Genomic DNA, 24267 nt, shown 5'->3' with positions numbered 1-24267 from the left:
TCGTCGCAGTTAAAACCGTTTGCCGCGGACGTGCCGCTCTTTACTGGCATTCGGGGCAGACGCCGTAAATTTCGAATTTATGACTGTCCACCTGATAAGCGGGCAGCGCTTCCGACAGCAGGTCCATCGGACAGAGCAGAATTTCTTTGGCTCTGCCGCAATCCCGGCAGATAAAGTGATGATGGTGCTCGCTGCTTTCGCAATGCATGCGGAAATGGCGTTCACCGTCCAGTTCCGTCTCTTCCAGAATACCGAGCGATACGAATGTTGCCAGGTTCCGGTATACCGTGTCATAACTCATCCCCGGATACTCCTTTTGCAACACATCGAGCAAATCACGTGCGGTTAAGTACCGGTCTTCCGAAGCAAATAATTGCAGAATTTCATCCCGTTTTTTCGTTTCCTTGAATCCATTATCTTTTAAAATCGTCCAGGCTTTCGTGAGATTCATGATGTCACCTCTCTGGTTTTCATTCGAACAGGTTTTTTTAATGCAATAACCGCCAGCAGCACAGCAATTGATGTCACCACGATCGTACCGCCCGGTGCCAGATTAAAATAGAAAGCGGCAATGAGACCGGCAACCACAGAAAATTCGCCGAAAATCGCCGACCAGATGATCGTCCCTTTAAAGCTTCCGGCAATCCGCATCGCTGCGGCGACCGGCAATGTCATAAGAGATGATACAAGCAGGATACCGACGATGCGCATCGATCCGGCAATGACCAGAGCCGTGACGATCATGAAGAAAAAGTGAATCCATTTTGCAGGCAGGCCGCTTGCTTTTGCATATTCGTCATCAAAAGACAGCACAAATAATTCCTTAAAGAACAGCCGGAGGAAAACAAGGACTACGATAGCGATGGCCACGACAATTCCAAGGTCCTGCCGGCTGACCGCTGATACGGATCCGAACAAGTATCCGAACAGATCCGTCTGAAACCCCTGCGCCAATGAGATGAAAATCGCGCCAAAGCCGATACCGCCGGATAAGATGATCGGAATTGCAAGTTCCTCATAATGTTTATAAAGTCGGCGGAGCCGTTCAATGAGCATGGACCCGGTCACCGCTGCCGCAATGCCGAGATAAAGCGGATTCAACGCGGCCAGCACCGCCACACTCTGGCTTAAATACAAGCTGCCGGCGATACCGGCGAGCGTGACGTGGCTCAATGCATCCGCGATGAGCGACAGCCGGCGGACCACAATGAACACACCAAGCAGCGGGGCGATAACGCCGATGATCAGTCCTGCCAGAAAGGCATTCTGCAAAAATTCATAAGTGAGTATGGCTTCGATCATGACCGGCCTCCGACGTGATGTACTTTGCGCACGGAATGCCCGTACCAGGCTTCCCGTTGTTCATCGCTCATCCGCTCCAATTCGTTTTTAAATCCATGGAAATGAATGGTCTGGTTCAGGCAAGCAACGTGGCTGATCCGGTCTGACACCACGTCGGCGTCATGTGTCACCAAGATCAGCGTGATTCCTTCTTCCCGGTTGAGCCGGTCAAGCATATCGTAAAATGCCTGGACATTCTGCTGATCCACACCGACAGTCGGCTCATCGAGAATCAGCACTTTCGGCCGGCTGACCAGTGCCCGGGCGATGAATACCCGCTGTTGCTGCCCGCCGGATAACTCCCCGATTGGCCGCTTGCGGAGCTCTTCCATCCCGACGGAGCGAAGCGCCCGATCAACTTCCTTAGTTGCCGAAGCCGGAACCCTGTGAAACAGTCCCGCTTTTTTAACCAGGCCGCCTTTCACCACTTCCTCCACCGTCGCAGGAAATCCGGAATTGAAGGAATTGGATTTCTGTGATACATAGCCGATCCATTCCCGCTCCTTGAAATGTTTCGTGTCTTTCCCGAATAATTTCACTTCCCCTGTTGTCGGTTTTAACAGACCGAGGAGAATTTTCAGGAGCGTGGACTTTCCGGAACCGTTCGGGCCGAGAATGGCCAGGAAATCTCCTTCCTCCACCGTCATATTGATCGCTTCCAATGCAATTGTCTGCTCATAACGGAAGCTGACGTTTTTGATTTCAATTAATGGCGCACTCATACTTCCGCCTCTTTCTAATTCAGAATGATTACGATTTACCCGTTTATCAGTATAGACCGAAATCCGCGGGAAGTAAACGATTTAGAAATGAAGAACATCCGGTGGACGGCGATCAACCTTGATGCTTTCCTCCTGCACCAAAAAAAGAACCCCTCATGATTGAGGGGTTCTGAGTGCGTCGATTCTGTCCGGCGCGAAGGCACCATTTCTGAACATGTCGATTTCATGCAGGTAAGGTGCCTGCTTGTTCTTGGCATCCGGTCCGACGTACGGCGTTTCCAGAATTTTTGGCACATGCATGAGATCCGGATGATGGACGATCTTGTGCAATGCATCAAATCCGATTTCACCGAATCCGATGTTTTCGTGGCGGTCTTTCGCCGCTCCGCGGATGTTTTTGCTGTCGTTGATGTGCAGTACCTGCAGGCGGTCGATCCCGACGATGCGATCGAATTCGTTCAACACGCCATCAAAGTCGTCCTTGATGTCGTAACCCGCGTCGTGTGTGTGGCAAGTGTCAAAACACACGGACAAGCGTTCATTATTCGTTACGCCATCCATAATGCGCGCGATTTCATCGAAACTGCGGCCCACTTCCGACCCCTTGCCGGCCATCGTCTCGAGTGCGATATTGACCGGGTAATCCTGGGACAGAACTTCATTGAGTCCTTCAATGATTTTCGCAATCCCGGCATCCGCGCCTGCACCGACATGCGCACCGGGATGCAGGACGATCTGCTTGGCGCCAAGCGCAGCTGTTCGTTCGATTTCCTTTTGCAGAAATTCCACGCCGAGTTCGAACGTCTCCGGCTTCACGCTATTGCCGATATTGATGATGTACGGTGCATGCACGATGATATTGGAAAGTCCATTTTCCCCCATGTGCGCCTGCCCCGCTTCGATATTTAACTCTTCAATCGGTTTGCGCCGTGTGTTCTGCGGCGCTCCTGTATAAATCATGAACGTCGATGCACCGTAAGATGCCGCTTCTTCGCTTGCTGCAAGAAGCATTTTCTTTCCGCTCATGGATACATGTGACCCTAACAGCAACTGAAAGTCCTCCTTTATTTCTTCCGGTTAACGCGGCGTTCCCGCTTTTTGATCTGTTCTTTTTCGTAGCTCATTTTTTTCTTATAGCCCGGTTTCACTTTATTCGGTTTCCGGACAAGTGAATCAGCTTTCAAATCCGCTTCATTCTGTGTCTTCGGCCGTTTTTTGCGGCTGTGGCGCTCTTTCAGGTCGGTGAATTCGCCATCTTTCACGTCTTTCTGTTCAAATGGAATGCCCATTTTCTCGACGCGCACAAGCGCATCTTCGTCTTCGGGGTTGTAAAGCGTGATGGCGAGACCTTTCATCCCTGCCCGGGCGGTTCGTCCGACCCGGTGAATGAAGAATTCCAAGTCTTCCGGAATTTCATAATTAATGACATGGCTGATTCCCGGAATGTCGATTCCGCGGGCAGCGAGATCTGTGGCGACGATATACTGGAATTCCAGATCGCGCACTTGTTTCATGACTTTCGTCCGCTCACGCGGCGGCAGGTTGCCGTGAATCTGGCCCACCCGGATGCCTTGCTGGGAAAGTTCTTTTGCGACTGATTCCGCCGTCTGCTTCGTGTTCGTGAAGATGATGGCCAAATACGGATTAATCGCATTCATAACTTCCACGAGGCGATTCGTTTTCGACTTGCCGCGCACCGGCACGAGATAGAAATCGAGCCCTTCCGCCACCGGTTTTTTGTCGCCCATTTTAATATGGATCGGCGATTCCATGTATTTCTTCAGAAACGGCTTCAGCTTTTCAGGAATCGTTGCGGAAAAGACGTACATTTCCAGGTTCTCCCGCATGCGTCCTGCCACTTGGTCGATTTCTTCGATGAACCCCATATCGAATGCGAGATCCGCTTCATCAACAACAAGGATATCCGCTTTATGGACGAGCAGCGCCTGTTCATTGACCAGGTCTTTCAGCCGTCCCGGTGTGCCGATGACGATTTGCGGCTGCGTTTTCAGTCTGCCGATCGCCCGCTGCTTGTCCGTCCCGCCGATCAGCAGGCGGGAAGAAATGTCCGTTCCTTCTGTCAGCTTCTGCAATTCGTTGAACAATTGCGTGCCGAGTTCACGCGTCGGTGTGCAGATGACCGCTTGCACTTCATCCCGCGTTTCATCGATGCGCTGCAAGATGGGAATCAAAAAACTGTGCGTCTTGCCGGTTCCGGTATGGGATTGGCCAATGGCGCTTGTGCCTTTTAAAATCAGCGGCATCATTTCTTTTTGGATCGGCGTCGGTTCCGTAAATCCTAGCCGGCCGATTGCCTCTTTCAAAAAGGGCTTGAGTGTATAGTCTTGAAAAGTTGTCATGGGAATTTTATTCCTCCTTAGCTTTGTCTATTGTATCACGAATTGTTGGTTCTTTTCTGTCTGAACTTTTGTAATGGCCACCGGTCTCGTTTATAATGAAGGTATCGTTCTTGAAAGGAGTGCCGATTAGTGAAAGTAATGAAAATTTCGCCAAGGGGCTATTGTTATGGGGTTGTCGATGCGATGGTGATTGCAAAAAATGCCGCCCTCGATCCGAACTTGCCCCGCCCGATTTACATTCTCGGCATGATTGTACACAATAAACACGTAACGGATGCCTTCGAACAGGACGGCATCATTACGCTTGACGGTGAAAACCGGTTAGATATCTTAAGTAAAGTGGACAGCGGAACCGTCATCTTTACTGCACATGGCGTTTCTCCGCAAGTCCGGGAAATGGCCCGCCAGAAAGGCCTTGTTTCCATCGATGCGACGTGCCCCGATGTCACGGTTACCCATGATTTGATCCGGGAAATGACCGGCAACGGCTATGAGATCATCTATATCGGCAAAAAAGGCCATCCGGAACCGGAAGGCGCCATGGGGATCGCTCCAGACAAAGTTCATCTTGTCCAGACACTGGAAGATGCAGAAGGTTTGGCTATTGATTCAGATAAAATCATTATCACGAACCAGACGACAATGAGCCAGTGGGACGTAAAGAATTTAATGGCCCGGCTACAGGAGCGCTACCCGAACGCCGAAGTGCATAAGGAAATCTGCCTTGCAACACAGGTCCGGCAGGAAGCCGTTGCCGAACAGGCCGGTGAAGCCGATCTGCTGATTGTTGTCGGCGATCCGATGAGCAATAACTCGAACCGCCTGGCGCAAGTATCGCAAGACATCGCCGGTACACCTGCTTACCGCGTTACCGACTTGTCGCAATTAAAACTGGAATGGCTCGAGGGAATCGAAACAGTGGCGGTGACCGCCGGTGCATCGACACCGACGCCGATCGTCAAAGAAATCCTGAAGTTTCTGGATCAGTACGATCCGGCTGATCCGGCTACCCACAGCCTGGCACGTACAGTAACCGTGGATAAGATTCTTCCAAAAATCAAAAATCCGAAACCGGTCAAGCGAATCGAGCCGTATCCGGCAAAATAAAGCACAATCAAGCTGATTCAGTTCTGTCATAAGGCAGAAATGAGTCAGCTTTTTCTCTGCCTCCATTTCCTTTCGGTGATTGATTTAATTGTACGCCGGGTAAAGGGCTGAAGACAATTAAGGAGGTACTGGCATGAAAATTCCATTAAGGGCTGTTGAAGACCAAGTCATCGTCATTACCGGCGCCACAAGTGGCATCGGCCTCGCCACTGCCCGGATGGCTGCTGAAAAAGGCGCGAAAATTATAGCCGTTTCAAGGAACGAAGACGCGTTGCGACAGCTGATTGACGAATTGAGAAACCATGGCCATACTGCGGAATGGATAAAAGCGGACGTTGGACAAGAAGGGGCAGCAGAACGGATTGCAGAAACTGCCATCGCCGCGTTCGGCGGTTTTGACACGTGGGTGAACAACGCAGCCATCACGATCTTCGGCAAAGCAATGGATGTACCGGCTACAGATATGCACCGACTGATCGATACGAATTTCTGGGGTGTCGTCCATGGTTCGCGGACAGCAGTAAACTATTTCAAAAGAACGGGAAAACCCGGTGCCCTGATTAATGTCGGCAGTATCTACGGGAGCAGAGGCGCTAACCTGCAGTCCATTTATTCAGCTGCCAAATTCGCGGTGCACGGCTGGACCGAAAGCCTGCGGACGGAACTTGAAAACGACCGCGTCCCGGTATCCGTTTCACTCATCCACCCCGGCCGGATCGATACCCCATTCAATGAACACGCTGTCAATTATTTACCAAAGCATCCGGCACACAGAGGATACCTTTATCATCCTGAAGCGGTCGCTGATGCCATCCTGCACTGCGCGGCACACCCTAGACGGGACATGTACATCGGGACGCAGGCGAAACTCCTAACCGCTGCATCTATGCTCGCTCCCCGCCTGATGGATAAAGTACTTGCCGTGGCGATGTATCCCACCCATCACGACAGCCGGCCTTCGGATCCCGGCGAGGATAACTCCCTTTACCAGCCCGGATACGGCATGCATGAACAAGGGACCAATAAAGGCCCGGTAAAACACAGAAGTCTCTATGTGCAAGCCACAAAGCAGCCATGGCTGCCGGTACTTGCTGTTGCCGGATTGGCTGCAGCCTTCTGGAAAACCAGCCGGGACAAGCGGACGAAACCGGATCTCCGAAATTGATAGCTATCCCGTATCTCATTACAGAAAGAAAAACCGGAAGGGGCTGTCCAAAAAGCCCCCCTAAATTAAAAACAGGGAGAGAATAACCAATCGGTTGTTCTCTCCCTGTTTTTTAAAGTCTACTTTTTCGGAAAGTGAACGGAGGAAACCGGCCACTTTCCGAAAATTATGCGCCATGGCGATAAGTCCGAATTCGATGTTTTCTTCTCCTGATATTTTTTGAAAACGACGCGGCGGTCGTTTGGACAGATGAATCGGTCATCCGCTTCTTCATACGTCCAGTTTTTCGCGTTCCATTCATTGTTTTTAAACTTCTTCGTCTGCTCTTTCAGATAGGTGCCATACGGGATCAGGAAGCCGGCAAGCGGTTCTTTTTCATCCCCGATCAGGTAGAGGTAGTTCTCTTCGCTTCCATAGCCGGCATCCGCGACGATGGTCTTCGGCATAGGCAGGGCAGATGCCTGCAGCGCTTCCAGATGTGGAATCAGGCAGCGAGCATCTCCTGGGCGCTGATGAATGGTATAGAACAGCACGAATTGATTCTCGGTCGCCATCTGGATATTGTACCCGGGTTTCAGCTGGCCATTCTTCATATGATCTTCTTTCATCCGCATGAATGTGGCATCCGGGTCCGTCTTCGAGAAGCTGTTGCGCTCTCCACAGATTGCGAGCTGTTCCGCATACGTTTCTTGGCGGGGAATGAAGTTTTCACGAATCAGTTTCACTTTCTTTTTCAGGAGACTGTGCCGTTTGCGGAGTCCTTTTCTGTTTTCCACGAGCTTTTCCTCAGCGATGAGATCCGTCAGGATATCCACTTGGTCTTCCAGCCGGTTCGCAACTGAAGCCAATTCCACAGCCGCCGGCTCCTCGGCCAGCTGGCCCAGTTCCAATCCCTCCGCCTTGGCAATCTCCTGGATTTCCTGAAGCGTTTCCTGGATTCTGATTTTCAGTTTCGCTTCCCGCCCCGTCACCGCCTTACGGAAGACAAAGCTATACTTATTGGCGTCCGCTTCCATCTTCGTCCCGTCCAGGAAGTAGTTCTCAAACTCGACAAACCCTTGCCGGTGAAGTTCCAAAACAGTGAACTCGAATAACTGATCGATGACCATTCCCATCCGGACGCTCCGGAAATGGTTGATGGTCCGGAAATCCGGCTTCTGCATCGCCGCCAGCCAGATCGCCGGAAGATCCTCGTGCAGCATCGTGGCGATGCCCCGGCAGGAATAAACTTTTCGGGAATAGGCATAGAGAATAACCTTGAGCATCAGTTTCGGGTGAAAGGGTGGTCGCCCCCCGCCAGGGTAGCAGGCGGTCAACACCTCATCGGGGAAAGCCTCAACCAACTGATCCACCACACGAGCCACATGATGGTCGGGAATCAGGGCGCCAATATCAGGAATGGATAAGGCCTGGGTCGGATCATACGGTTTGAATGCGGGCGCCGGCCGGCGCCCTTGGGTGGAGACTACGATTTCATGTTCAAGTAATTCACCTGACGGAAGAGGTGGTTGCATGGTATAATCGGTGTAAGCAATCGTTGGATTGCGCATAAAAATCGTCCTTTCTGAGTGGTTGTGTGGTAACTCCCATTTTACAGAAACGGACGATTTTTGTATGCATTGATGACTTGACTAGCGGGAAGGCCGGCGGCGACTCCTGCGGGATCAGCACGAGCTGAAGACCCTGGACCGAGTATAGCGAGGGAAGCGTCTGAAGCCGTGCCCGCGGAAAGCGTCCGCCGGGCCGAACCCCAGCTACTTCTTTACGAATAGAAAAAAGGGGCTGCCCCTCGAGGTCATTTTTCATGACCTTTCGGGACAGCCCCTTCCGTTGTTTCATCAGGCAAGCTGCCTCGGTTATTTGAACATGAACGGTTCCGTATTTACGTCCGACGGAATGAATTCGCATGCCCATTTGCCATTGAAGCGGTCAGCTACACCTTTCATCATGATCTTCTCCGTGTTATGTCCGGGATCGATGACGGCGAGCCCTAAAGCCCGTGCATCATGGGCTGTATGGTAATACAGATCCCCCGTCACATAGACGTCGGCCCCTGCGAATTTTGCCGCCTGGACGTATTTATTGCCGTCGCCGCCGAGTACCGCCACTTTTTTCACTTCCTGATCCGGATCGCCCACTATCCGTACAGCCGGCACGTTCAGTTGCTTTTTTACGATTTCGATGAATTCCCGGAGCAGCATGCTGTTCTTCAGCATGCCGACGCGGCCTAGTCCCATTTCCTTTTCCCGATTAGCCAGCGTAAAGATATCGTATGCCGGCTCCTCATAAGGATGAGCAGCGATCATCGCCTTCACGACCCGGTTTGTATCATGCTTTCGCAGCACAACTTCTATTTTCGACTCATGGGTCACTTCCAGCTTCCCGGCTTCGCCGAGGTAAGGATGTGCCGCTTCTGTCGGTCGGAAGCGACCGGTGCCCGATAAGGTGTAACTGCAGTATTCATAATCCCCGATCGTCCCTGCTCCGGCCTTACCGAGCGCTTCCCGCAGCGCTTCCTCATGACTTTCCGGCACAAACACGCCGAGCTTTACAAGTTCTTCCTCGTATGTCGGTACCAACACTTTTGTATCGGTCAGACCCAATGCTTCTGCGAACATATCATTGACGCCGCCTTCTGCCACATCCAAGTTCGTATGCGCCGCATACACGGCGATATCATGTTTAATCAGCTTCTCCAGCAATGCGCCTTGCGGCTGGTCGGTCCGCACGGTTTTCAGCGGCCGGAATAACGGCGGATGGTGACAGATAATGAGCTCCGCCTTTTTTTCAATCGCCTCATCGGCGACTTCTTCGTTGACATCGAGTGTCACGAGCACCCGGTTCACAGGTTTATCGAGTGAACCGATCTGAAGTCCAATCGGATCCCCTTCCAGTGCCAGGTGTTTTGGTGCCCATTTTTCGAATTGCTCAATGATCTCAAATCCGTTCGGTGTCTTCACCTCTCATCACTCCTTCTGCCATGCTGATATTCTCTTCAAGTTGCATGCGCCTTGCCTGCAGTTCCGGTGTAGCTTCCGCTTCTTTCATCGAATGCAGCACGCGGCGCCATTGCATGATTTCTCCAGTCCATTTTCTGCGGAATACGTCACTGCGTTCTTTCATGAGCACCGGACCGAGCAGTTTCTCTTCCGCTGTGAATGACACAGGAGTTTGCGACGGCTGCAGTACCAGCACTTCGTAAATTTTGCGGTTTTCTTCCAGGATCGCTTCATCTGCGATTCGCCAATTGTGTTGTTCAGCCCATTCCCGCAGTGTGCGCGCATGGATATTCGACTGCAGGACGAGCGTCTTGACGCCGGTCAGCGCTTCCTTGCCGTTTTCCAGAATTGACCGAATCAAGGAACCGCCCATGCCGGCGATCGTGACCGTGTCGATTTGGTCTTCCGGTTCAATGGCCCTCAATCCGTCCGCTAACCGGACAGTGATCCGGTCCTCCAGCCCTTCCTCGCGCACCTGATGCCATGCGGACTCATATGGGCCTTTGACCACTTCCCCGGCAACAGCCGCACGAGCTTTGCCGTTAGCTACGAGGTAGCAGGGCAAGTAGGCGTGATCACTTCCGATATCCGCTACCCGGGCTCCTTCCGGAACGAACGAAGCGACACGGGCAAGGCGCTCTGATAATTGCTGTGCATTCATTATTTTCCCTCCATCATGACGAAAAAACCCCCGGTTCGCTGTGAACCAAGGGTTTCCTGTTCTATTCGAGTTCTGTGATCCATGTCGCCATTGCATCGATATGCTCTTCCGGCACGAGTCCGCCCGGCATGATGCCGCGCCCTTCAGCCAGCACTTGCGCAATTTCTTCCGGTGGCAGTTCAGTCGTAATCAGATTCGGACCGACGCCGCCTTCAAAGTTAGCACCATGACAAGATGCACAGTTTGCTTCATATACAGCCACTGGATCAAAATCCCCTGCTGCTGCACCTTCGCCTTCTCCAGCACCTTCGCCTTCTTCAACCACTTCTTCGCCGCCTTCTTCTTCAGCTGCGATTTCTTCCTGATTGCTGTTACCTTCAAGTGACAGGAAGAAAATGAGACCAATCCCAAAAGCCATGATTAAGATATAAGGAATTACTGCATTTTTCAAACGTTATCCCTCCCTCGCTGCATTCTGCTAAAAAAGTAGCCATTACAGTAGTTAATTGTACTGCATTCTTCTGAAAACGAAAAGGTGTAAGGGATAACTTTTGCCGGTTTGTGACAAATTGCGGAACTCAGCAGCCGATCTGACGGGCGATGACCATGCGTTGCACTTCGGACGTACCTTCCCCAATTTCAAGCAATTTCGTATCCCGCAGATAACGCTCCACTTCATACTCTTTCATATAGCCGTAACCGCCATGAATTTGGATGGCCTGGTTGGCGATTTCAGTTGCAATTTCTGATGCATACAATTTCGCCATGGAAGCTTCCTTCGTGAACGGGCGGCCTTCATCTTTCAGCCAGGCCGCTTTGTAGACCATGTTGCGCGCCAATTCGATTTTCATCGCCATATCAGCCAGCTTGAATTGCGTGATTTGGAACTCGAATAACGTCTTGCCGAATTGTTTCCGCTCTTTCGAATACTGCAGCGCCCGGTTGAATGCAGCTTGGGCGATGCCGACTGCCATGGCCGCGATGCCGATCCGGCCGCCATCAAGCGTAACGAGGAATTGCTTGAAGCCTTCTCCGCGCTTGCCAAGCAGGTTCTCTTTCGGCACCCGCACGTTCTCAAGGACGAGTTCAGTTGTATTCGATGCATTGAGTCCCATTTTTTCGTAATTGTCGATGACCGTAAATCCTTCCGCATCCGTCGGTACGATGATTGCGGAAATTTCCTTCTGTCCGTCTTTTATATCGGTAATTGCAGTGATCGCCAAGTGCTTCGCATAACTGGCATTCGTGATATAAACTTTCGAACCATTGATCACCCAGTCATCGCCGTCTTCAATTGCACGGGTCTGTGTACCGCCGGCATCACTGCCAGCGTTCGGTTCTGTCAGCCCGAATGCGCCGAACGATTCCCCGGTCGCTATCGGTGTCAAATACTTTTCTTTCTGTTCTTCTGTTCCGAATAGATTCAGCGGTGCGCCGCCGAGTGAAATATGAGCCGAATAAGTGATGCCTGTAGACGCACATGCACGGCTCAGTTCTTCTGTGACAATCGCGAAACTCGTAGTGTCCGCCCCTGCTCCGCCATATTGTTCGTCGAATGGCAGCCCCATCATCCCCATGTCTGCGAGCTGCCGGAAAATCTCTCTCGGAAATTCCTTTGTCCGGTCCCGTTCAACCGCGCCCGGCGCCACCACTTCATCAGCGAATTCCCGGATTGTTTTCCGGATCATTTCCTGTTCCTGCGTCAAATCAAAATTCATCTGGATCCATCCCCCTGTTTTTGAATGCGCTTTCAATTTTATTATATCGGCTAAACTGCTAGAAACTCAACCTTTAATGAAAATAAAGCAGCTTCTCCTAAGTTTCGCGCGTTGTTCAAATTCGAACTGAGGACTATGTTCATTGGATAAAACAGAACCACCCATCTTTTGACACTAAAAAACCGCTTTCTCCCATGGGAGAAAGCGGCAGATTGAATTGATTGTGATTAGTCCAAAAAGTCTTTCAGGCGCTTGCTGCGCGAAGGATGACGCAGCTTGCGGAGTGCTTTCGCTTCAATTTGCCGGATGCGTTCACGTGTGACGCCGAATACTTTTCCGACTTCCTCGAGTGTCCGCGTGCGGCCATCATCGAGACCGAAACGGAGACGCAGGACATTCTCTTCCCGGTCGGTCAGCGTATCAAGCACGTCTTCGAGCTGCTCTTTCAGCAATTCATAAGCTGCATGATCGGATGGCGACTGCGCATCCGAGTCTTCAATGAAGTCACCGAGATGGGAATCATCTTCTTCCCCAATCGGCGTTTCCAGCGATACCGGTTCCTGTGCAATTTTCAGGATTTCGCGCACTTTCTCTGCCGGCAGGTCCATTTCTTCCCCGATTTCTTCCGGTGAGGGTTCACGGCCCAGATCCTGCAGGAGCTGACGCTGGACGCGGATCAGTTTATTGATCGTTTCCACCATATGCACCGGAATCCGGATTGTCCGCGCCTGGTCAGCGATGGCGCGGGTGATTGCCTGACGGATCCACCATGTGGCATACGTACTAAACTTGAACCCTTTCGAGTAGTCGAATTTTTCGACCGCTTTGATGAGGCCCATGTTTCCTTCCTGAATCAGGTCAAGGAACAGCATGCCGCGGCCGACATAGCGCTTCGCGATCGATACGACGAGACGCAGGTTCGCTTCGGCGAGTTTCTTCTTCGCCGATTCTCCGCGATAAATGAGATCCAGCAGTTCTTCCGTCGCTTCTTCCCCTTCATCAACCTGCTTTTGTGCGGCCACGCCTTTTTCGATGCTCTGGGCCAGTTTGATTTCTTCTTTGGCTGACAGGAGATCCACCCGGCCGATTTCCTTCAGGTACATGCGCACCGGATCACTGATTTTAACACCAGGCGGCACGCTGAGATCATTTAAATCGAATTTATCTTCAGTCTGCTTCATCAGCCGGTCCAAATGCTCTTCGTCGTCCGCTTTTCGTTCCAATTCAATCCCATGCCCTTCCAGCTGATCGATGAACTCTTCCACCTGATCAGATTCCATATCAAAAATCGCCAGCTTTTCGGCAATTTGCTCGTAGCTCAATTCACCGGCTTTCTTGCCAAGTTCAATCAGTTCTTTTTTGGCATCTTCCATATTCGGTTCTGCAAGATCCGCTCCCTGCTTGGGAGTGTTTACTTCAATCTTATTTGGGCGTTCCGCTTTACCAGGCATTGCGCCTTCCTCCTTTAAACAACCGGAATTATGTTAATGACTTCCTCAGCGCGATCACTTCTTGTGCAAGCAGCAGCGCTTTGGTGATATCATGCTGTTTTTCCGCTTCCTTCGACTGCTGCATTTTCTGCTGGATTTCCAATTTGATCCGGTGTTTCTGCAGATGGCGCAAACAGTCCGTCAGTTCTGCCTCGGCATATTCAGGATCATTTTCAGCCATTGCCGCTTCCATGACCAGCTTTCGCAAGTCAGGATCCTCGAGCGTTTCCAGGAATTGATGAAAACCGCTCTGTCCGTTTTCTTCATGGAAACCGGACAGCAAGACAAACAGCGTCTGATACTCTTCACTAATGAACGGCATGGACTGTTCTTCCGAGCTGATCCGCTCCATGGCAATTCCATCCGCCAGCAGATGAGCAAACAGCAGGCGCTCAGCCCGACTGAGCGAATTGCCTTCTTTCTGCTGCTGCGGTTTCCGTTTTGGCTGCACTTCCGGAGACGGCGGTGCCTCCCGCCGGCTGCTCCGTGTTTCGGTTTTTCGGTATTGCTGGAGAATCGCGTCTTCAGAAAGACCCGTCTCTTGTGCAAGCTGTTTGATGTATAAGTCCCGCTCAATCGGTGAAGACCGGCCGGACAAAAGCTTGAGCACTTCGTGAATATACTGCAGCAGATCGTTTTCATACTGGAAATTCTTATGCCGTCTTGCATGCATCATGATAAATGCGAGAAAAGCATGTGGCTTTCCGATAATCTGAGTCCGGAAAGTCTCTTCCCCATGCTCCCGTATATAATCATCCGGATCCAATTCCCCCGGCAGGACTGCCACTTCTACGTTGAATTGTTCATCATTCAACAGGACCGACGCTTTTTTAGCTGCTTCCCAGCCCGCATTATCGCCATCAAAACAAATGGTGACATCCCGGGCAAAGCGTTTCATTTCACGGATATGCGATGCCGTCAACGATGTGCCCATTGTTGCAACCGCATTTTCCACACCCGCTGTTCCTGCCGCAATGACATCCATAAATCCTTCAAATAAGACGATGCGGCGGGTCTTTCGGATTGCACTTTTCGCACGGTGAATGTTGTAGAGCACTTCACTTTTTTTGAAGATCGGCGATTCAGGGCTGTTCAGGTACTTGGCTTCCTCTTTTGAGGTGCCAAGAATCCGGCCGGAAAACGCAATGACTTTGCCGTTTTCATCCATCAGCGGGAACATGACCCGCCCGCGGAACCGGTCGAACGCTGCCTCTTCGCCTTCCTTCCGGATCGCAAGACCGCTTTCTGCCAATTCATCCAGAGTGTAGCCTTTGCGCTGAAGCATCCGGGTCAAATGATGCCATTCGGGTAATGCCCAGCCAATGCGGTATTTTTCGATCATCTCCCGGGTAAATCCCCGTTTTTCCAAATAGGTCAGTGCTTCTTCACCCTGCTCAGCATTCAAGAGGATATGCTGATACAGTTCTGCAGCGTATTCGTGCATTTCCACAAGCCGGCTGTTGGGCTGATTCCTGGCAGGTCGCCCGGCATCCTGTCCGCCGGCCGTCTCGATTTCAATGCCGGCACGCGCACCGACTTTCACCACAGCTTCCTGAAACGATAAATTCTCCAAATCCATCAGAAATGTAAAGACGTTGCCTCCTGCACCGCATCCGAAGCAGTGGAAAATCTGCTTATCGGAAGTGACAGAAAAAGATGGCGTGCTTTCTCCGTGGAACGGGCAGAGCCCAAACCAATTGCGCCCTTTCTTCGTCAGCTGCACATATTCCCCAATCACATCCACGATATCCGTGCTTGTGCGGACTTGCTCAACTGTTTCTTCCGGGATACGGCCGGACATGTCATCACCATCTTTAATTTTTCTGTTTTAAATTAATTCGAGATATATGAATAAAATCCTTTTTTTCCGCAAAAAGAGTTGCAAACGAAGCCTTACTCTATTCGTTTGCCGCAATATATCATTATAAAACATTTTTCACGGATTTTCTACAAAAAAGCACAAAACCCGCATGTGCAGGTTTTTGTGCCTGATTACTTCCGCTTCGCAAGAATAAGGTTCGCTGTTTCTTCAACAGCCCGGTTTGTCACGTCAATCACTTCACAGCCAATCCGGCCGGCAACTTTTTCAAAATAGGCGATCTCTTCCTGAATGCGGTCCACTTGTGCATAATTGGCATCATCGTTGAGCCCAAGTGCCAGCAGCCGTTCTTTCCGGATATTGTTCAGCTTGTCAGGAGAAATGATCAGGCCGAAGCATTTGTCAGGGTTCACTGTAAACAATTCATCCGGCGGTGCAACTTCCGGTACGATCGGCACATTCGCCACTTTTAGCCGCTTATGCGCTAAATACTGTGACAGCGGCGTCTTGGATGTGCGGGAAACGCCGACCAGTACGATATCCGCCAGGATGATGCCGCGGGGATCCCGGCCATCATCATATTTGACGGCAAACTCGATCGCTTCCACTTTTTTAAAGTAATCATCATCCAGCTTCCGCACCAGTCCGGCTTCCTGCATCGGCGGACTGCCGAGTTCCGCTTCCAGTTTATCCATCAGCGGGCCCATAAGGTCGACTGACGGCACACGGACGCGTTCCGTTTCACGAGATATGTAAGCGCGCAATTCCTGAGAGACCAGTGTGTACACAATGAACGCTTTCTGTTCCACGGCAAGTGAAATGATTTTATCCAGCTGGGAAATGGTCTCAATATAAGGGAATCGCTTCAGATCGGCATGGTGATCGGAATTGATGTATTGGCTGACAGCTGCTTTGGCCACCAACTCCCCGGTTTCACCGACGGAATCGGACACGATAAAGATACGCAATGGTTTCATAGTATGAAGCACCTCACAATTCATGGCTTTCAGATAAGGATAAAAACGCGCGGGTAATCGTCGTCTTCGTAATTCTGCCAGTCACACGCAGGCCAGCCGGCTCTTCCGCAACAACCGGAACTGCATCGATCTGCTGTTCGATCAGACGCCGGGACACTTCGATGAGCGATTCACTTTTCTTGCATGTTGTAATGTTCGGCATGCGGGTCATGATGATATGCACGGGAATCTGGTTCAATTCCTGGCGGCCGATACTTGTGCGCAGCAGGTCTTTCCGGGACAGCACGCCGACCAGCAATGACTGTTCATCGACAACAAAAAGTGTACCGACATCTTCCAGGAACATCTGGCAAATGGCATCATACACAGATACACTTTCCCGGACGACGACCGGCATTGACTGGAAATCCTTAACCTTCATATTATTCATCGTATCCCCGAGCGCCTGAGCCGACTTTTTTCCAGCATAAAAATAGCCGACGCGCGGACGGGCATCCAGGAAACCGGCCATTGTCAGGATGGCCAAGTCCGGCCGAAGCGTCGCCCGGGTCAGACTGAGGCGATCTGCAATCTGCTCACCCGTTATGGGACCGTTATTTTTGACAATCTGGAGTATTTCTTCCTGTCGCTTATTGAGTTCGATCGGACTCACCGCCTCAAATTGTTTTCCTCAATCTAACTGATTATATACCAGCAATCGGCTGATTGCGATAAAAACAGCACCGTGCTACAATAATAGCACATGTTCATACAGGCATTGAAGGACCTATAAGTACGGCCACCAAAAAGCGAGCGGGGACAGTGAAAGCCCGCACCGGCCGGAAAGCGGCAGTCTGGAGCCTGACACGTTTCAAGCGGGCTGATTTTTTCAGCCAATCGGGGTGGAACCGCGGGTGTTACGCACTCGTCCTCGGACAATTTGTCCGTGGGCGGGTGCGATTTTTATTTTTGGAGGTTTTATTATGGAAAAATCAATGGACACAATCGTATCACTGGCGAAGCATCGGGGATTTGTCTTTCCGGGCTCCGATATTTACGGCGGACTTGCCAACACATGGGATTACGGTCCGCTCGGCGTCGAGCTGAAAAACAACGTAAAAAAAGCCTGGTGGAAAAAATTCGTGCAGGAATCCCCTTATAATGTAGGGCTGGATGCTGCCATCCTGATGAATCCGAAAACATGGGTCGCTTCCGGACACGTCGGCAATTTCAACGACCCGATGATCGACTGCAAAAACTGCAAGACACGTCTCCGTGCCGATAAACTGATTGAAAATGCCTATAATCAAAAAGGGGAAGAAATCATTGCGGACGGCCTGTCGTTCGGCAAGATGCGGGAACTGATCGATGAACAAGACATCGCCTGTCCGGTGTGCGGCGCACATGACTTCACGGATATCCGCCAGTTCAACCTCATGTTCAAAACGTTCCAGGGTGTCACAGAAGAATCATCAAACGAAATCTTCCTCCGTCCTGAAACGGCTCAAGGTATTTTCGTGAATTATAAAAATGTGCAGCGCTCGATGCGTAAAAAACTGCCGTTCGGTATCGCGCAGATCGGTAAGAGTTTCCGGAATGAAATCACGCCGGGGAACTTCACATTCCGCACCCGGGAATTCGAACAGATGGAACTTGAATTTTTCTGCAAGCCGGAAGATGACCTGGAATGGTTCAGCTACTGGCGCAATTATTGCCGGGACTGGCTGCTTGCTCATGGCATCAAAGAAGACAGCATCCGCCTCCGGGACCATGATGAAGATGAATTATCCCATTACTCGAATGCCACAACGGATATTGAATACAAATTCCCGTTCGGCTGGGGTGAGCTGTGGGGCATTGCGGACCGGACCGATTTCGACTTGAAGCGTCACATGGAACATTCCGGCGATGACTTCACCTACACGGATCCCGAGACGAATGAAAGCTATGTGCCGTACTGCATCGAGCCGTCACTTGGCGCCGATCGCGTCACACTCGCTTTCCTGATTGATGCGTATGATGAAGAAGAACTTGAAGGCGGCGACTCGCGCACCGTCCTCCGCTTCCATCCGTCGATTGCGCCGATCAAAGCAGCTGTGCTGCCGCTGTCGAAAAAACTGGGTGACAAGGCACAAGAAGTGTTTGCCACTCTGTCGAAACATTTCGCAGTGGACTATGATGAATCCCAGTCAATCGGCAAGCGTTACCGCCGCCAGGATGAAATCGGCACGCCGTTCTGCATTACGTATGACTTCGATTCCGTGGAAGACGGCCAAGTCACCATCCGTCACCGCGATTCGATGGAACAAGTACGTCTGCCAATCGCAGATGTCGCTGATTACGTCAGCAAACACCTGGAATACTAAAACACTAAAAACCCGCCGGAGACCGCATGTCTTCTGGCGGGTTTTTAGTTACTTCTGATGCTTTTATAGCGAGTGAATCAGCAACAACTTATATAAACCAAATGAATGCATAAAACGCGCCGGCCGCTCTGGGCATGTCTTTCGCAATGAGCCGGAAAAATCCCCGTCTCATTACGACGACTAGCCCATGGACGCGCCGGCGCTTAAAAAAATCGTTTTGAATATGGTGTCCTATCGCAAGACAAGAAAGTATAGCTTAAAACGGTCATCAATCTACAAGTGAAATGGTGGTCGTTTTTACCTCCTCTTTTGCGGAAGATACCAATAATGACACACGTGCCTAGGTATTGACTCCACGCTTTGCTCTTCAAATTGAACATTGGGTGATGTTCATTAATAGAATCGAATGGTTACCTAAAAAATATAGAAGAACCCATAAAAATATGCACTCTAATCTTTACAGCGATATATCTCTATTAACTTTGTAATAGCAAGGAATAATAGGTTAAAAAATATATAGTCCATCAACTCCCTTTAAAAGTAAATTCGACATTTATAACTGAAACATTATTGTTTCTAAGACGTACTCATCAAGGAAATGGAAAAGACTTCGCAATTTATTTAAAGGGACATCTTACCCTACTATTGGTTTAAATTTCGATTTAGCAGGAGAAATGTAATTCTTTGAAGGAAGGTGACATCACTCATGAATAAGAGAAATATTTTTCTATCGTCACTTCTTCTCACATCGTTGACGGCAGGTTGTCAGACGGGTCAGGAAGAATTTTCGAGTGAGAATCAGGAAGAACTTTCGAATGAGAATCGAGAAGAAAATTTAACCCAATTTGTTGGGTATGTAACTGGAGTGCAAGCTCATGATGAGGGAACAATTCTCGTAATCCCTAACATAGAACGGACTGCTTTAATGGAAATGGCAAGGGATGAAGTTTTAGAATTTGCTGGCATGAATGAAGCTATCCGCTTCTATGTGGAAGAGGGAGAGACTGAGCCGCCGAAAAAAGGCATGAAAGTTAAAGTTGTTTATGATGTATCCCTGGGTATGGAAGATTCAATACCACCAGGAATTCTTGCAGAAAGTGTAGAGGTCATTGAATGATGTTGACTCTGTCAGTTATCAGTAAGGATGTAAAAATTAAACTTTAGAATCAAGTGAAATTTAAATCTCTTAAATCCAATTAATCTTGAGTTTAAGGGATTTCTGTATTTTATTGTATTCTAATTGTCTATTCGGTCGTACATCGGCACCAATCTCCCTTTCCTCGAACTAGAACGCCCGCTCCCGTTGAACGAGCACCACTATCCCCTTAAACTAATGAGGCAGTTTAGTTGAACAAGAACTTTGGAATAAATTAAGACCAACATTATTGAGACAATTAAAGGATTCGGTCCGTCACCTTTGTATAAGAAAAATATATCTCAGGGAGGTTATCAGATGAAAAGGTTTATATTTCTTATTTTCGCATCTATTTTGTTATCTATCGGTTTGATAGGTTGCCAATCAGGAGATAATACATTGAAAATGGATAAAGAAATAACAAAAGTTAGTATTTCTAAATCGAATGGTTTTGGTCAGATAAATCCAGAGTTCTTTGCAGAGTATGATGACGAAAAAACTATTAAAGCATTAAGAAGTATTTTCTCAAATATGGTTAAAGAGCAAATGGAAGTAAGTATGGCTGAGCCAGAGTTTGATGTTAATGTTAAATTTAAAGATGGTAGTGAACAAGGGTTTCATTTATGGATAGGAGAAAAAGGACAAAGAAGCACTCTAATGGAAATCGAGAATACAAATACAATCTATACAGTCTCAGAAGAAATGACTAATATGTTGCTTGATTTAATATTGGCTTTAGTTGACGAAGGAAATTAAATATCACATTAAAATCGCGAAATACGGAATGCCAGTGGGGTTATAGACCCATTTTAAACTCCGTTTAGCAGTAGAATTAGCAGATCGTTTAGCACCTCTTTTAGCGGTGCTTTTACAATACTTTCACTTAAATGCGAACGTCAAAAAAGCTTCCCATTTCGGAAGGCATTAAGTGTGCGCTTGGTAATCAACAATACGGTCGAACTGTTGATTAGTGTCCATCGCTTTTCAAGAATGAAAGTACCGCTTCGCCTAGAAAAAGCACTTCTTTATAGCATGTAGTTATAAAAAATGTTTTTTTCCTGTACTGCCACACTGCTCTTCGAAAATAATCAGGTAAAATACACTTCCAGATAGTATTCTTTGGGATGAAATTTTATGAGCGCAGAAAACAGGAGACGCCTGCGAGCAATCAGGACGAAGAATTTCGGCCTGATTGTTTGCGACGAGCCGACAAAGTGGCGCAGGAGCATCGGTTTTGCCTGCGACGAGTAACCGCAGGAGCAGGATTGGTTAAGACCTAAAAAGAGCATGAGATCGAAGCGGCGCAGGAGCAAGCGAGTGTTTTTGCAGCGAAGCGACAATATAGAAAGTTTCTCAACCAATAAAAAAACCCGCAGAAGACTCATTTGTCTTCTGGCGGGTTTTCGTTTGTTGGTGTTTCTTCAATTGCTATTTCTTCAATCGGTTCTTCTTTTGGTAGCTCTTCTTTTACCGGTGCCTCTTTCACTGCCGCTTTTTTCACCGGCAGAAATTCCGGTGTGCGTTCCAGCTGTTCAAGAAACTGGCGTGACTTCAACCGTATACCCGCCTGTTCCTCGTAAACAGTCCTGATGATGGTCTTCAGCAATTGCTTCGATTCCTTTTTCAGCGTCAGCGAACCGACCCGTTCAATCGGCACCGAATACAGCATCCGGATCACTTTAATGAGTGCCGGGCTCAGCCGGATGATGTAAGGATCGACATGGAAGCAGCGGTGGCACAGAAACCCAAGCTCCTGGAAGGAAAACGCGAATTCCCCTTCCGTTTCACCACAGTTTGCGCATTGATGTAGCGTAGGCGTCAGCCCTGCAACCGGCAGCATCTTCCATTCGACAAACAACGCAATCGCTTCCGGGTCATACTCTTCTTCGATGGCCCGGAGCGCCTGATACAGGATTTCATAAATGATCGGCTGCGGCTCATCTTGTTCCGTCAACCGGTCAATCAGTTCTGTTATATAACTCACATAAGCAGTCGCAAGAATATCTTCCCGCATGTGCCGGAACGACTCCAGCCGGTCCCCGTTCTGCAGCGTGCCCATCCCTTTTCCTTTATAGACGGAATACGTGCCGTGCGTAAACGGCTGTGTGACAGAAGCCAGCCGGCTGGCTGGCTTCTTGGCACCTCTCGCCATACACGTGATCTTGCCGGCTTCCCGGGTGAACAGCGTCACGATCTTATTCGTTTCGCCATACGGCCGCGTGCGGATTACGATGCCTTCGAGTTGGCTCAGCATGGCATCACCTCAATATTCGTCTTCGCGGAATCCGAAATCCCGCAGATGGATGGCTTTATTGCGCCAGTCCTTCTGAACTTTGACCCATAATTCCAGAAATACTTTCGACCCGAGCAGCATTTCGATGTCTTGCCGGGCCCGTGTGCCGATTTCCTTTAAAAGCGCTCCCCGTTTGCCGATGACAATGCCTTTCTGCGAATCACGTTCCACCATGATGGTCGCTTGAATATTCACTTTGTCACTGCCTTCCTCGCGGGCGATCTTTTCGATGACAACCGCGATGGAATGCGGAATTTCTTCCCGGGTAAGGTGCAGCACTTTTTCACGGATAAGTTCCGAGATAATGAATCGTTCCGGATGGTCTGTCACCTGATCAGCTGGATAGTACTGCGGTCCTTCCGGCAGACGCGCTTTAATCTTTTCAAGCAGCTGGTCCACATTATTGCCTTCAAGCGCCGAAATCGGCACCGCTTCTGCAAAATCCAGCTCGGACTTATACATGTCGATCACTTTCGGCAGCTGGTCCGGATGCAGCTGATCGATTTTATTCATGACAAGGAACACCGGTGCTTCGGTCCCTCTTATCATGTCGATGATATAGCGTTCCTGCTTGCCGATCCGTTCAGTGGCGTCCACCATAAACAGCAGCACATCCACTTCCCGGAATGTGTTTTTTGCCACTTTCTGCATGAAATCACCCAATTTGTTTTTCGGCTGATTGATGCCCGGCGTATCGATGAAGACCATTTGGCTGTCTTCGAGTGTCACGACACCTTGAATCTTATTGCGCGTCGTTTGGGGTTTATCGCTCATAATGGCGATTTTCTGACCGACGATCCGGTTGAGAAACGTTGACTTTCCGGCATTCGGCCGGCCAATGATTGAAATGAACCCTGACCGGTAGCCGTTATTTTCTTCCTGCATGATTGAGATCCTCCATTGTAAAAGCACCCGGCAGAAGCGCACGGACTGTCGTTTCCTGAACTTCTCCCGCCATATTGGTCAAATAAACCGGCAGATCGGCCGGGAAAAATTCAGCCATGACTTGCCGGCAGGCTCCACATGGCGATACCGGTCCTTCCGTGTCGGCCACGACAGCGAGTGCCGAGAAATTCTTCACGCCTTCGGAAACCGCTTTGAAAATCGCCGTGCGCTCAGCGCAATTCGTCATCGGGTATGCCGCATTTTCGATATTACAGCCTTTATAGACGGTACCGTCTGCTGCGAGCAGTGCAGCACCGACCGGGAACTTCGAGTAGGGTACATATGCATTTTCACGCGCCTGTTTTGAATCGTTGATCAATTGTTCCTTATTCATCCTAAGTCACCTCTGTGTAGTTAAAACCATTTTGGCAAAAAAATGAGTAATCCAATTATAGCACTTGCAGCGGCAAAAACCAAAACAGCACCTGCCGCCATATCTTTCGCTTCGCCAGCTAACGGGTGAAATTCGGGGGAAGCCAGATCGACCGCCCGCTCAAGCGCCGTATTGACCAGTTCAAGCGCAATCATGCCCCCTATCAGGAGGATGATAATCAGCCATTCGCCATAGGAAAGGCCAGTCAAGAGACCGGCCACAATCACAGCAAGTGCTGCAAGAAAATGAAAGCGGATATTCTGCTCCCGCCGGATAGCTGCCCGGATGCCGGTTGCAGCGAAACGGAACGAACGGAAGAACCTAGCCCTGTCCATGTCCGTCACGCTGCAGACCGAGCGAGGCAAGAATTTCTTCCTGCCGGCCGAACATTTTCTTTTCGTCCTGTTCAGTCAGGTGATCGTACCCGAGCAAGTGCAGAAAACCATGCACCGCAAGAAAACCCAGTTCCCGCTCATACGAATGGCCGTAATCAGCTGCCTGTTCTTTCGCCCGCTCTGTGGAAATGATGATATCGCCCAGATGGCGCACTTCCGCGCCGCCAAGAATCATCACTTCATCTTCTCCTTGTTCTTCCAGCGCGAACGAGATTACATCTGTCGCCGCATCTTTATCCCGGTACTCGCGATTGATGGTACGGATCATTTCATTCGTCACCAATGTTACCGAGACCTCTGCGGCGCCTGTCTCTTCCGCCTCGGCGGCATGCAACAGCACCTTTTGGATAAAATCCGTCTCCTCCTGGGCAACTGTGCCGGTTTCATCCAGCAAATCAACTTCAAGCATCGTCTTCCTCCTG

24 protein-coding genes are annotated in these 24267 nt (G+C 49.8%); 5 read left to right on the top strand and 19 right to left on the bottom strand.

Annotated features, from left to right (window positions below; translation table 11 throughout):
- Positions 1-40: 40 nt before the first annotated feature.
- From B0X71_RS07715 to B0X71_RS07695, 5 genes are all read right to left on the bottom strand, one after another.
- Complete coding sequence (locus B0X71_RS07715) at positions 41-451, bottom strand: Fur family transcriptional regulator (RefSeq protein WP_077588872.1); 411 nt, start codon at positions 449-451, stop codon at positions 41-43.
- The gene (locus tag B0X71_RS07710) at positions 448-1302 is read right to left on the bottom strand and encodes a metal ABC transporter permease (RefSeq protein WP_077588871.1); all 855 of its coding nucleotides are present in this window, start codon (positions 1300-1302) and stop codon (positions 448-450) included. The genes B0X71_RS07715 and B0X71_RS07710 overlap by 4 nt, the downstream gene beginning before the upstream one ends.
- Positions 1299-2063 carry a metal ABC transporter ATP-binding protein gene (locus tag B0X71_RS07705; protein WP_077588870.1) on the bottom strand — a complete coding sequence of 255 codons (765 nt, stop codon included), beginning with the start codon at positions 2061-2063 and terminating at the stop codon, positions 1299-1301. The genes B0X71_RS07710 and B0X71_RS07705 overlap by 4 nt, the downstream gene beginning before the upstream one ends.
- Before the next feature lie 153 nt (positions 2064-2216).
- Entirely contained in the window at positions 2217-3113 is an 897-nt protein-coding gene (locus B0X71_RS07700; RefSeq protein ID WP_077588869.1) for a deoxyribonuclease IV, read from the bottom strand.
- A gap of 14 nt (positions 3114-3127) precedes the next feature.
- Complete coding sequence (locus tag B0X71_RS07695) at positions 3128-4423, bottom strand: DEAD/DEAH box helicase (protein WP_077588868.1); 1296 nt, start codon at positions 4421-4423, stop codon at positions 3128-3130.
- Positions 4424-4552: 129 nt separating this feature from the next.
- Here B0X71_RS07695 and B0X71_RS07690 point away from each other — a divergent pair, with 129 nt between their 5' ends.
- The gene (locus tag B0X71_RS07690; RefSeq protein ID WP_077588867.1) at positions 4553-5530 is read left to right on the top strand and encodes a 4-hydroxy-3-methylbut-2-enyl diphosphate reductase; all 978 of its coding nucleotides are present in this window, start codon (positions 4553-4555) and stop codon (positions 5528-5530) included.
- Positions 5531-5663: 133 nt separating this feature from the next.
- Positions 5664-6695 carry an SDR family oxidoreductase gene (locus B0X71_RS07685; protein ID WP_077588866.1) on the top strand — a complete coding sequence of 344 codons (1032 nt, stop codon included), beginning with the start codon at positions 5664-5666 and terminating at the stop codon, positions 6693-6695.
- Between the two features lie 119 nt (positions 6696-6814).
- Here B0X71_RS07685 and B0X71_RS07680 read toward each other — a convergent pair whose 3' ends face one another.
- The 9 genes from B0X71_RS07680 to B0X71_RS07640 form a co-directional block, all read right to left on the bottom strand.
- A complete protein-coding gene (locus B0X71_RS07680; protein WP_077588865.1) occupies positions 6815-8245 on the bottom strand; it encodes an IS1182 family transposase in 1431 nt (476 codons plus the stop codon).
- A gap of 306 nt (positions 8246-8551) precedes the next feature.
- Entirely contained in the window at positions 8552-9655 is a 1104-nt protein-coding gene (locus B0X71_RS07675) for a Nif3-like dinuclear metal center hexameric protein (protein ID WP_077588864.1), read from the bottom strand.
- The gene (locus B0X71_RS07670; RefSeq protein WP_077588863.1) at positions 9633-10355 is read right to left on the bottom strand and encodes a tRNA (adenine(22)-N(1))-methyltransferase; all 723 of its coding nucleotides are present in this window, start codon (positions 10353-10355) and stop codon (positions 9633-9635) included. The genes B0X71_RS07675 and B0X71_RS07670 overlap by 23 nt, the downstream gene beginning before the upstream one ends.
- 61 nt (positions 10356-10416) lie before the next feature.
- The gene (locus B0X71_RS07665; protein WP_077590937.1) at positions 10417-10773 is read right to left on the bottom strand and encodes a c-type cytochrome; all 357 of its coding nucleotides are present in this window, start codon (positions 10771-10773) and stop codon (positions 10417-10419) included.
- Positions 10774-10933: 160 nt separating this feature from the next.
- On the bottom strand, positions 10934-12073 hold the full coding sequence (locus B0X71_RS07660) for an acyl-CoA dehydrogenase (protein ID WP_077588862.1): 1140 nt from the start codon (positions 12071-12073) through the stop codon (positions 10934-10936).
- A gap of 227 nt (positions 12074-12300) precedes the next feature.
- Entirely contained in the window at positions 12301-13446 is a 1146-nt protein-coding gene (rpoD, locus tag B0X71_RS07655) for an RNA polymerase sigma factor RpoD (RefSeq protein WP_232336841.1), read from the bottom strand.
- Between the two features lie 106 nt (positions 13447-13552).
- A complete protein-coding gene (gene dnaG, locus B0X71_RS07650) occupies positions 13553-15364 on the bottom strand; it encodes a DNA primase (protein ID WP_077588860.1) in 1812 nt (603 codons plus the stop codon).
- 191 nt (positions 15365-15555) lie between these two features.
- Positions 15556-16359: a pyruvate, water dikinase regulatory protein gene (locus tag B0X71_RS07645; protein ID WP_077588859.1), complete on the bottom strand. Its 804-nt coding sequence runs from the start codon at positions 16357-16359 to the stop codon at positions 15556-15558.
- 13 nt (positions 16360-16372) lie between these two features.
- A complete protein-coding gene (locus B0X71_RS07640) occupies positions 16373-17011 on the bottom strand; it encodes a transcriptional regulator CcpN (RefSeq protein ID WP_077588858.1) in 639 nt (212 codons plus the stop codon).
- Between the two features lie 310 nt (positions 17012-17321).
- On the opposite strand from B0X71_RS07640, the gene B0X71_RS07635 reads away from it, so the two are divergent.
- From B0X71_RS07635 to B0X71_RS07625, 3 genes are all read left to right on the top strand, one after another.
- Entirely contained in the window at positions 17322-18704 is a 1383-nt protein-coding gene (locus B0X71_RS07635) for a glycine--tRNA ligase (protein ID WP_077588857.1), read from the top strand.
- A gap of 706 nt (positions 18705-19410) precedes the next feature.
- Positions 19411-19821, top strand: coding sequence for a DUF3221 domain-containing protein (locus B0X71_RS07630; RefSeq protein ID WP_077588856.1), 411 nt, complete (start codon positions 19411-19413; stop codon positions 19819-19821).
- A 336-nt stretch (positions 19822-20157) separates the two neighbouring features.
- The gene (locus B0X71_RS07625) at positions 20158-20595 is read left to right on the top strand and encodes a YhfM domain-containing protein (RefSeq protein ID WP_077588855.1); all 438 of its coding nucleotides are present in this window, start codon (positions 20158-20160) and stop codon (positions 20593-20595) included.
- 625 nt (positions 20596-21220) lie between these two features.
- On the opposite strand, the gene recO is transcribed toward B0X71_RS07625, so the two are convergent.
- From recO to ybeY, 5 genes are read right to left on the bottom strand one after another with little or no spacing between them, the layout of a single operon-like run.
- The gene (recO, locus tag B0X71_RS07620) at positions 21221-22093 is read right to left on the bottom strand and encodes a DNA repair protein RecO (protein ID WP_077588854.1); all 873 of its coding nucleotides are present in this window, start codon (positions 22091-22093) and stop codon (positions 21221-21223) included.
- 9 nt (positions 22094-22102) lie between these two features.
- A complete protein-coding gene (gene era / locus B0X71_RS07615; protein WP_077588853.1) occupies positions 22103-23017 on the bottom strand; it encodes a GTPase Era in 915 nt (304 codons plus the stop codon).
- On the bottom strand, positions 23001-23411 hold the full coding sequence (locus B0X71_RS07610; RefSeq protein WP_077588852.1) for a cytidine deaminase: 411 nt from the start codon (positions 23409-23411) through the stop codon (positions 23001-23003). Before B0X71_RS07610 ends, era begins: the two co-directional genes overlap by 17 nt.
- Positions 23412-23431: 20 nt before the next feature.
- Positions 23432-23785: a diacylglycerol kinase family protein gene (locus B0X71_RS07605; protein ID WP_077590936.1), complete on the bottom strand. Its 354-nt coding sequence runs from the start codon at positions 23783-23785 to the stop codon at positions 23432-23434.
- Entirely contained in the window at positions 23772-24254 is a 483-nt protein-coding gene (gene ybeY / locus B0X71_RS07600) for an rRNA maturation RNase YbeY (RefSeq protein WP_077588851.1), read from the bottom strand. Before ybeY ends, B0X71_RS07605 begins: the two co-directional genes overlap by 14 nt.
- Positions 24255-24267: the final 13 nt, after the last annotated feature.

This window comes from Planococcus lenghuensis, assembly GCF_001999905.1.
GTDB lineage: Bacteria > Bacillota > Bacilli > Bacillales_A > Planococcaceae > Indiicoccus > Indiicoccus lenghuensis.
The sequence above is the reverse complement of the archived record's forward strand: the minus strand, read 5'-3'. Positions and strand labels throughout refer to the sequence as shown.